Here is a 9,499-nt window from a genome sequence, read left to right as displayed (position 1 = left end):
TGATGAAGCGTTAGATATTGCAGCGTTTAGATCTAATGCCCCCGTTATATCAATATCACCAACTCCATTAGTGCCTCCTACTATACCTGCGAATTGAGTGATTCCAGTACCTGAGCTGATAGTTAAATTTCTAGCTGTGCCATCAGCGGAATTGATTGTACTACCAAACGAAATGTTGGCATTTGATGTAGTTAAAGTATTTGATGCACTTAATGTTGTGGCACCGGTATATGTTTGTGTTCCTGAAGTTGTAACGTTACCTCCCAGATCAGAGGTTCCAGAAATAGTGAGAGACGATGTACCTGCAGTTCTAGTAATTGTGCCATTTAAGTCTAAACTTGAAAACTGTTGAGATACCTGAAGATCTAAATTTGCACTAGAATCTATTATTAAATCAGTTGAATTTGAAAGTGCACCAGTAAGTTTTAAAGTTCCGTTACTAACATCTGTGTCACCAGTATAATCACTTGTTCCTGATAATATTAAAGTTCCTGAACCATTTTTTATTAAGTCATTACCTCCTGTTATTACACCTCCATAAGTTAATGTTGTTCCACTATTTGTATTAATTATACCATTACCAGATAATGTAATTCCCTTATTAGTAGCTAAAGTTATGTCGGATGTTGTATTTAAAGCACCTCCATTAAGTATAATATTATCTGGGTCAACTGAACCAGGAGTAAAACCAAGATTTGCAGAATTTGAAATTGATACTGTGCCTCCTTCAATAATTGTTCTTCCAGTATAGCTATTAGATGTATTTGAAATAGTTAAAGTTCCAGAACCATTTTTATTTATATCGCCAGAGCCTGAAATCTTACCAGCAAGAGTTTGGTTTGATGAGGAGTTAATACTAAATGTTCCGTCATTACTTATAGTATTGGTAAAATTACCACTAGTTAAAGTGCCTCCAATTTCCAATGTTCCAGCACCAACTACTAATGGAGAATTGGATGTAATATTTCCAGAAACAACTAAAGAACCAGATCCAGATTTAGTTAAAGGACCGTTTGTTATATTTCCAGAAACAGTTGAGGTTACACCAGTTGCAATTGATAATGTATTTGGTTGACCTCCAAGATCAATATTAGAAATAGTATTATTACTGTTCGATGTTAAAGTTAAATTTTTGTCTGTAAAGGTTATGTCCCCAGATAATGTAAGTATACCTGAGTTTGTTGAATTACCTAACGTACTAGTATCTTGTACTTGAATTGCATTTGCTAGGGTTTGCGCGGTTGTGTTAAATGAAGATAATGTACCTCCATCCAGAATAATGGTTCCAGTTCCTAATGTATTGTTGTCTGACACACTTACAGTTCCATTGCTAATAACGGTAGAAGCTGAAAAGTTTGAAATATTAGTATCCATAAACACTAATGTACCGTCACCTATCTTTGTAACTGTATAAGGGCTAGACCCTTCAATATATGTTTGAAGATAATAAGTAGAATTGTTAGTCACATTAAAAGAAATGCTGCTCTTAATATCACCATCTATATTTATAAAACCCTCTTTACATTGAAAGTTGGATGATACTGTTACATTTGGATTTGAACCTGAAGGACAAGCCGCATTAGCATTTGTAAAATTTAATAAACTTAACGACGTTAAGATAAAAAAAATAAATACAAGTTTTTTTAAAATATTTGTATTAAATGCATACTTCGAATCATAGTTTTTCAACCCTTGATTTAATAATAAAATTTGTATATATAAATTGTTTATATATAAAAAAATTCTATATTTATGATCAAAAACCTTGATTTTTTAAGTCCAAGATTTCTTCAATACTTTTCAACAGTAGTTGAAACAGGAAGTATCCTAGCTGCAAGTGAAGAAATCAATGTTTCCCAGCCATCGATAACAAGAGTTATCCAAATTATAGAAAAAAATTTAAACACAAAATTATTTGTAAGAAATAAAAAAGGTGTCAAACTTACAGAAGATGGTCAAGAGTTTTACTTAAATGCAAAAACAATTTTGAGTCATAGTGAAAAAGCAATATCAAGTATTCAATCAAATAAAGTTTCAATACAAAATGAAAATATAGAATTTAAAATTGGTCTTGCAAATACATTGTCACAAACACATAAAGAAAGAATTCTTTGGGTACTTAAAAGAAATAACTCAGACAAAAGATTTAAAATTTCAGAAGAAGAAAGTTTTACACTTAATGAAAAAGTTTTAGAGAATGAAATCGATTATGCTTTTACATGTATTCCAATATCAAAAAAAAATATTAATAAAATAAATTTATATAATGACAATTTTTGTGTTGCTTTTTACAAGGGTCATGAGTTTCAAAATTTAAAAACCGTTGATATAGAAAAAGTTAGATCTGATAAAAATTATGTTTTTAGAAATACTTGTGAATTTTTTTATTATGAACATATAAAAAGAACTAACAAAGCTCCGTCATATGATGAGATAAGAGACATTATTTCAAATAGAAAAAAAGTTGGTAGAGATAGAGATGTAATTTATACAAACAGTGATACAACAGCAGCTTCGTGTATTAAAGCTGGAATAGGTATTGCGGTAATTCCTGAGAGTGTAGCTATAGATCAAAAACTTCTTTATAGACCAATTTCAAAACCAACACTCTCAAGAGAAATATGCCTAATTAGAAATATTAAGAATAAAAGAGAGTTAGATGCTAAAAAATCAACATTAAGAAATGCTATTTGGCTCTAATTTTGAACTTTTATTAAATTATCTTTTTACATTAGAAAATTAAATATTATAAATACAAATTATGATATTTAGAAAACTTCACTTAAAAGTTTTTATATTATTTTTTTCATTATTTCTTACTCAAACTGTAGTTAGTGACGAAAGTAAAAATCAACCGAATTCTTTGACTAAACAATATAGAGACTGGGTTTACAGATGTGTTAATGTAAACAAAAAAAACCAATGTGAAATTATTCAAACATTAACAATTAATAATACAAATATTCAATTCTCATTTGCGTTTTCAAATTTTATTAATGATCAAAATGAACTCAAGGAAGTTTTAAATATAATTACACCCTTAGGTGTAAATTTAGAAAAAAATGTTGATATTAAATTTCATAAAGGTACAGAGTTAAAATTACCTTATACAAAATGTGAAGTCTTTGGCTGTGTAATAACATTAACAAATAATAGCAAAGATAAAGCAATCAGAAGTTTATTTACACAAGTGAGAGAGGCAATGCAAAACTCAACTTTTTTTGAAATAAGTGTCAATGCATTTCAAAAAGATCCGCTTGTTATTAAAAGCTCTCTACAAGGATTTAATAACGCCTACAAGGAATTAACTAAAGCGAGCAACTAATCATACTCGATGAACAATGTAAAAAAATATTCTGGCATTGTTTTATTAATTCTTTTAGTTCTTGCAAAGATTCAAGACAGCAACTTCGTAATGAAAGTTGAAAATATTTCATACGATGCTTATCAAACTTTATTCATGGAAAAAAGTAATTACGATGAAGTTGTCATAGTTGATATTGATGAAAAAAGTATTGGTGAAATTGGACAATTTCCATGGAGAAGAGATGTTTTTGCAAATCTAATTGATAGATTAAATCAGTATGAAACTTCTGTAATTGCTTTTGATATATTCTTTAGTGAAGAAGATAAACAAAATCCAAAAAAAATATTAGAAGAATTTAAAATAAAAAATGAAAACATAATTGATAGTGATCAAAAACTATTAGAAAGTATCAAAGAATCTAATGTTGTCCTTGCTGTGCTTGGAGATGTGTCCGCATATAATAAAGATAATCAATCAAAACCAAAAACAAACATCATTTCAAGAGGCATGGATGCTTCTGACTATGTTTATAGTTTTAAAAATAAGATTACTTCTTTGGAAAAATTTAACGATGTAACAGCGGGAATTGGAACAATTTCATATCTTGATAGCCCTGATGCAGTATTAAGATCAGTTCCAATTGTCTTAAAAATTGATAACGATATTTGGCCTGCATTAAGCTTAGAAAGTTTAAGAGTTCTTCATGGGCATAAAAGCATTTTAATTAACTCTGATCAGACAGGTATAAATTTAATTAAAACAAGAAAATATCAAATAGAGCCAGATCCTAACGCTATAGTCCATATAAATTATAAAGAATTTAACAAAGAGAACTATATCCCTGCAGTTGATGTTTTGAATATGAGTGTAAATGCAAATAAACTCAGAAATAAAATTGTCATTATAGGAAGTTCAGCTCAAGGTTTATTTGATTTTGTTAAAATTCCAAATGGCGATGTAATACCTGGTGTACAAACACATGCACATTTAATTGAAAATATAGTTAACAACGATTTTATCATAAAAAATTTATATACAACAATTGCAGAAAATCTTTTGCTAATTGTATCTTTGATACTTGTTTTAATTATTCCAAATAAAATTTTACCAAAATTCAGCATAGTCTTCTTTAGTGGATTAATCTTAATTCTAATTTTAGGAAGTATAATTGTTTATCAATTTAACTACTTTGTTGATGTTCTTTATATAATAGCAAGCTCTTCATTATTATTCTTAACCACTCTTTATTTTAGGTACCTAAGAGAAAATGAAATTGCTCTTGAAAATGAAAAGAAACAAATTGTATTAAAACAAGAAAGAGAAATTGCTGGAGAAGTGCAAAAAAAATTATTTCCAGGGGATTTTCCTAATAAAGACTTAATTTTTGCAAAAAATGTTCCAGCAAAAGATGTGTCCGGAGATTATTATGATTACATTTCTATCAATAATAATGAGGTTTATTTCACTCTAGCTGATGTGTCTGGTAAAGGCGTTAAAGCAGGTATTTTAATGGCTAATGCAGCAGCCGTTTTTAGATCAATGGCTAAACTTGAAAAATCAGTTTCAAGCATTGCTCAATTTGTAAATAACCAGGTAGCTGACAATTCTTACCAAGGAATGTTTATAACTGCTGTTATTGGAAAATTAAATATAGAGAAAAGAGAAATTGAATATATAAACCTTGGCCACGAACCTATAATGATATTTGATAAAGAATATAAGTTCGAATACTTAAAATCTACATTGCCACCACTTGGAATTATGAGTATGGATGATGAAAACTTTTTTCAAACTAATAAGATTAATATAAAAGATAAAAACTTAATGATTTATACTGATGGTGTAACTGAGGGATATTTGGAAAATGGTGAAGAACTTCAAGTAAAGGGTCTCGAGAAAGAATTGATAAAAAATAAATTAAACAAACCTTCTGAAATAATTAATCATATAAGCAGTATCCTCACAAAAAGAGACGCCTCTTTAAGAGATGATGTGACATGTATAGTTATTTCAGGTCATATTAATTAATGAAAAAAATTGTCCTTATTATCTTTTTATTATCTGTTGTTTCACAGGTTAAAGCAGAAGTAACTTATCTTGAGATTTTAAAAAATCCTACTGATTTAAGATTAAACCTTCAATATGCAAAAGAACAAGAAAAATTAGGAGAGTTTAAAAATGTAATTGCAACCTTAGAAAGATTAACGGCTTTGTACCCAGGTAATATTGATTTAAAATTATACCTTCTTTCGGTTGCTGTAAAAACAGACAGTACCGAAAAAGTTTTAAGGCTAATTGATGAGATTAGACAATCAAATGAAATCACAGATGATGTCAAAAAAAGAGTTGCTCAAGTATTTGATGATATTAATAAAAAAAGAATTGATGATGAAAAAACTGTAGCAAGACAAAAAGCAAGACAAGTTGTAGAAGAGGAAGAAAAGAAAAGAGAAAATGTTGCATCAAAAGATAGTAAATGGACATTTTATCAAGACATAGGGTGGAAAACAGCATTACACTCAAATGTTGGCAATATATCATCAACTAAAACACAATATTCATCTGGTAGCATAGTAAATATGGCTGGTGTTGAAGGTGATAATATAGAAACAATAAATACTCTTACAGGTATTATTTATCAAATAGATGACACTTCAAATCTTTCAATGTCAATTGGAACCTCATCATCAGAACAGAATAGAGGCACTACCGATGAAAATGATACCAATACTTTTTCATCAAGTTTCAGTAAATTTTCAAATAAAAATTCTTTAAGTGCATCATACTCTTATACAGATACTAATACCCGAAGAGCAGCAGATACGTATGCTAATAATTTTAATTTAAATAATACATATAGTTTAAATGAAATTCATAAAATTAATGGTGGGTTAACTTTTGGAACTAATAAGGGAAATCAAAATCCATCCAATGCAACAAAAAGAGCATCAAATACTTGGAAACAAGGTTATTCAGTTGGTTATGACGTATTTATTGGTGAAGGTGCTCAAAATAAAATTAGTCTTAAATATTCATTTACAGACACTCATGCAATTGCAAACTATAATGGGTATGATGATCATACTTTATCTATCTCTTATACAGAGAATTTACCAATAGGAAATTTTACAATTAGCGCTTCAGAAACTGATAAACAATATGATGAAGCAGATAGTTTTGTTAATTCTTCAATCACTAGAGATGAAAGGTCAAATACCTATACAGTTTCTATGAATGGTAGCTTGGGTCAATTTGCAAGATCTTCAATGCCGGATCTTAAAATGAATAATTTTTTTACAAATCAACTGAATTCACTATCTTACAATTTATCTTGGTCTGAAACCAAAAATGAAGGGTCATTACTTCAACATAACTATAATAAAGAAACACTTAATTTTGGTCTAACAAAAAGGATTTATTATTAATGAAAAACATTTATAAAACCTCAAAAATGAAAATTTTATTAAAATTTATAGCTATACTAGTCTTTTTTTCAAATATTTCTTACTCAGCAGAAATTGGAATAGTTGGTTTTGTTATTGGGGATGCCTTTAATCAAGATGGAAAAAAGCTTAATGTTGGAGATCCAATTTATTTTGGAGACACGATAAAAACAAATGAGGGTGGAAAATCTCAAATTCTATTTGTAGATCAAACCGTGATGACAGTTGGCTCAAATACTGAACTAACTATTGATGAGTTTGTTTATGATGCTGAAAATACAGACGGTAAACTTTTATCAACTATAAAATCTGGAAGTGTTAAAATATTAACAGGTAAAATTAGTGAAAAAAATCCAGAAAATTTAGTAGTTGAAACACCTGCGGGTACTATTGGAACAAGAGGAACAGAGTTTAAGGCAGCGGTTGATCCTGAGACATCAAAAAGTAAAATATTATTAATTGGACCTGGTCCAAAAAACTCATTAGGATTAAGACCTGGCGCAGTTGAAGTTTCTAATGCAGCTGGAACCGTTTTACTAGACAAGCCTTATTTATTCACAGAGGTAAACCAAAATACTGCTCCTAGACAACCAGTTATTATTCCACAAACTGAATTAAAAAAATTCCAAGAACTAGAGATAGAACCTGACTCCCCTGTTACTGATAATAATCAACAAGAGGAAGAAATTCAGTTAGCTCAAAATGAGGAACAGATTAAAGAATTAATTAAAGCTGAAATATTTAATGAAGATGAAGATCTTGGAGATTTAGTTTTAGACACATTAGTAACTGCATTAGCTAAAGATGATGGTGGTATAACTGCTCAGCTTTTAGGTAAATCTTTTTTAAATAGTGGAAACACTATACCTAGAGCTTTAATTCCCGATGATGTCAAAGAACAACTTCCAGAAGGTGTAGATATCAATTCACCTGAAGCTGATGCATTTTTTGCAAATGAACTACAAAACGAACTTGAAAAAGTAATGTTAGTTTCAGCAAGAATTGAAGATGTAGATTTTGTTCCCACTGAATTTAATCAATTTGATGCTGGCTTTAGTAATATTAAAGTACCTATATTAAATGATGAAACAGGAGATGTTGTATTTTTAGAAATGGGAGATATTGATTTTAGACCACAATTGGCAGGCTTACCTGGAAATAATTTTGATTTTGGAGAACCTGTATTACCTGAACAAATATTTTTAAAAGGACAAGAAGCTATTGCAATTGATATAGAAAAAGGTCGATTCTTTGAACAAGAAATTGATCCTCAAATGGAAGCTTTAAATCAAAGATTTGAAACATTAATTGCATCAGGTGCCTCTTCTCAAGAATTAGATGAAGTAGTATTTGAAATGGACAAAGTTATGTTTGAAGCTAATGAAGCAGCACAAGCATTTGAAGTTGCTGCTTTTCAAAACCAATTTGGTAATGAATTTAAATTAGATGTTTTCTCAAATGAAGAGTTTATTCAAACAAAAGAAAGTTTTATTTTTGATACAAATCAATATTCAAATGAATGGAAAGAAGCTAGTCAAATAGGTTTGGTTCCTGTATTCGAGTTAGATGGTAGTGTAAGTAGATTTGAAAAAGATCAAGCTGATATAGAATGGCAAGTAAGAGATAACCAATACGAACAACAGTTTGCTGAACAATTTCCAGAAATTTATCAAGCTGAAAAAAAAGCAGAAGAAATTGCCTTACAAGCTGAACAGGAAAGAAAAATTATTTCTGCAAGACTAAATGAAGCAAAGCAGTCTGGTGCTTCTGATGAAATATTGGCAGAAATCACTAATTTAGCAATTGCTCAAAAAGAAAAATCACAATTAGAAGTAACTCAAGCACTTGAAGAAGTTAAAATTGCTCAATTTAAAACTCAAGTAATTGAAATTGGAGCTAGAGAAATTTTAGCTGAAGAATCCAAGGAGGTACTTAAAGAAGAAGAAATAAAAGTGGCAAAATCAAATGAAATAATAATTGAAGATAAAAGAATTTTATCAGAAAAAAAGGATCCAATTCCTGGTTTTGACAAGGCATTAGATGGATACTTAGACTTTAAATATGGATTATTACCACCACCTGAATTTTTAATTAGAAGTGACGTAAATACCTTTTCTATAGGTACAACTTCATATGCAGATTTAAATACTAGATCCACAGGATCAGATACCTATACAGGAACTAGTACCAATTTATATGTTGATACAGCAGGATCTAATGCTGATAGTGATGTTGATAGTGCAGGAGATTTAGCAGGATCATTTACTCCTACTCATACAATTGATTTTAGTAATAGAACAATTAATCAAGGTATAACTGCAAGTGTTCAAATAGGTCAAGCGGCTTCTAGATCCTTTACTATTAATAAAAATGTAGATTATACAGGTGCCTCTGGAAATGTTACTCCTGCTTCATCTTTTTCAGTAAATAGTGGAGGAAAAGTTACAGACGTTGCAAATTCAGCAACAGGAGATATTTCAAAAACTGTTCCATCTAGTGGTTATGCAGATGGTGCTGCTGCGAATTATTTTGTAACTGTTGAGTCTAATTTTCAAAACCAATCAGGAAGATCTTTTGCTGATACCGTTGATACTACTTTGACTGTTCAAACTGTTGATGGTTCTGACACAAACAAAGTTTCTGGTACTGCATCAAATGGAAGAGATTAGAAAAATAAATAATTTTTTTTTAATTATCATATTTTCATTTTTATTAAATAACTTTGCATCAGCTAATATTTATCAGACTA

The 9,499-nt window shown here is 29.6% G+C and carries 6 protein-coding genes; 5 read left to right on the top strand and 1 reads right to left on the bottom strand.

Going from position 1 to position 9,499, the window contains the following annotated elements; all coding sequences use genetic code 11:
• A partial coding sequence (locus ACTT9D_RS06090) for a beta strand repeat-containing protein (RefSeq protein WP_440930902.1) occupies positions 1–1,689 on the bottom strand: 1,689 nt, incomplete at its 3' end.
• Positions 1,690–1,752: 63 nt separating this feature from the next.
• On the opposite strand from ACTT9D_RS06090, the gene ACTT9D_RS06085 reads away from it, so the two are divergent.
• The 5 genes from ACTT9D_RS06085 (at position 1,753) to ACTT9D_RS06065 (ending at position 9,419) form a co-directional block, all read left to right on the top strand.
• Positions 1,753–2,700 (top strand): LysR family transcriptional regulator, encoded by a 948-nt coding sequence (locus ACTT9D_RS06085; RefSeq protein WP_440930901.1) that lies wholly within the window; start codon positions 1,753–1,755, stop codon positions 2,698–2,700.
• 61 nt (positions 2,701–2,761) lie between these two features.
• Positions 2,762–3,325 carry an invasion associated locus B family protein gene (locus ACTT9D_RS06080; RefSeq protein ID WP_440930900.1) on the top strand — a complete coding sequence of 188 codons (564 nt, stop codon included), beginning with the start codon at positions 2,762–2,764 and terminating at the stop codon, positions 3,323–3,325.
• A 9-nt stretch (positions 3,326–3,334) separates the two neighbouring features.
• Complete coding sequence (locus ACTT9D_RS06075; RefSeq protein ID WP_440930899.1) at positions 3,335–5,335, top strand: CHASE2 domain-containing protein; 2,001 nt, start codon at positions 3,335–3,337, stop codon at positions 5,333–5,335.
• Positions 5,335–6,732, top strand: a complete 1,398-nt coding sequence (locus ACTT9D_RS06070; protein WP_440930898.1) for a hypothetical protein — start codon at positions 5,335–5,337, stop codon at positions 6,730–6,732. Before ACTT9D_RS06075 ends, ACTT9D_RS06070 begins: the two co-directional genes overlap by 1 nt.
• Complete coding sequence (locus ACTT9D_RS06065) at positions 6,732–9,419, top strand: FecR domain-containing protein (RefSeq protein WP_440930897.1); 2,688 nt, start codon at positions 6,732–6,734, stop codon at positions 9,417–9,419. Before ACTT9D_RS06070 ends, ACTT9D_RS06065 begins: the two co-directional genes overlap by 1 nt.
• Positions 9,420–9,499: the final 80 nt, after the last annotated feature.

The sequence above is a fragment of the Candidatus Pelagibacter sp. genome (assembly GCF_052049815.1).
Classification (GTDB): domain Bacteria; phylum Pseudomonadota; class Alphaproteobacteria; order Pelagibacterales; family Pelagibacteraceae; genus Pelagibacter.
Note: the sequence above shows the minus strand (reverse complement) of the source record. Positions and strands in the feature narration are given on the sequence as shown.

Excerpts from the sequence above, each read along its gene's own strand:
- ACTT9D_RS06085 (WP_440930901.1), top strand. The coding sequence starts at position 1,753 with ATGATCAAAAACCTTGATTTTTTAAGTCCAAGATTTCTTCAATACTTT.
- ACTT9D_RS06080 (WP_440930900.1), top strand. The coding sequence starts at position 2,762 with ATGATATTTAGAAAACTTCACTTAAAAGTTTTTATATTATTTTTTTCA.
- ACTT9D_RS06075 (WP_440930899.1), top strand. The coding sequence starts at position 3,335 with ATGAACAATGTAAAAAAATATTCTGGCATTGTTTTATTAATTCTTTTA.
- ACTT9D_RS06070 (WP_440930898.1), top strand. The coding sequence starts at position 5,335 with ATGAAAAAAATTGTCCTTATTATCTTTTTATTATCTGTTGTTTCACAG.
- ACTT9D_RS06065 (WP_440930897.1), top strand. The coding sequence starts at position 6,732 with ATGAAAAACATTTATAAAACCTCAAAAATGAAAATTTTATTAAAATTT.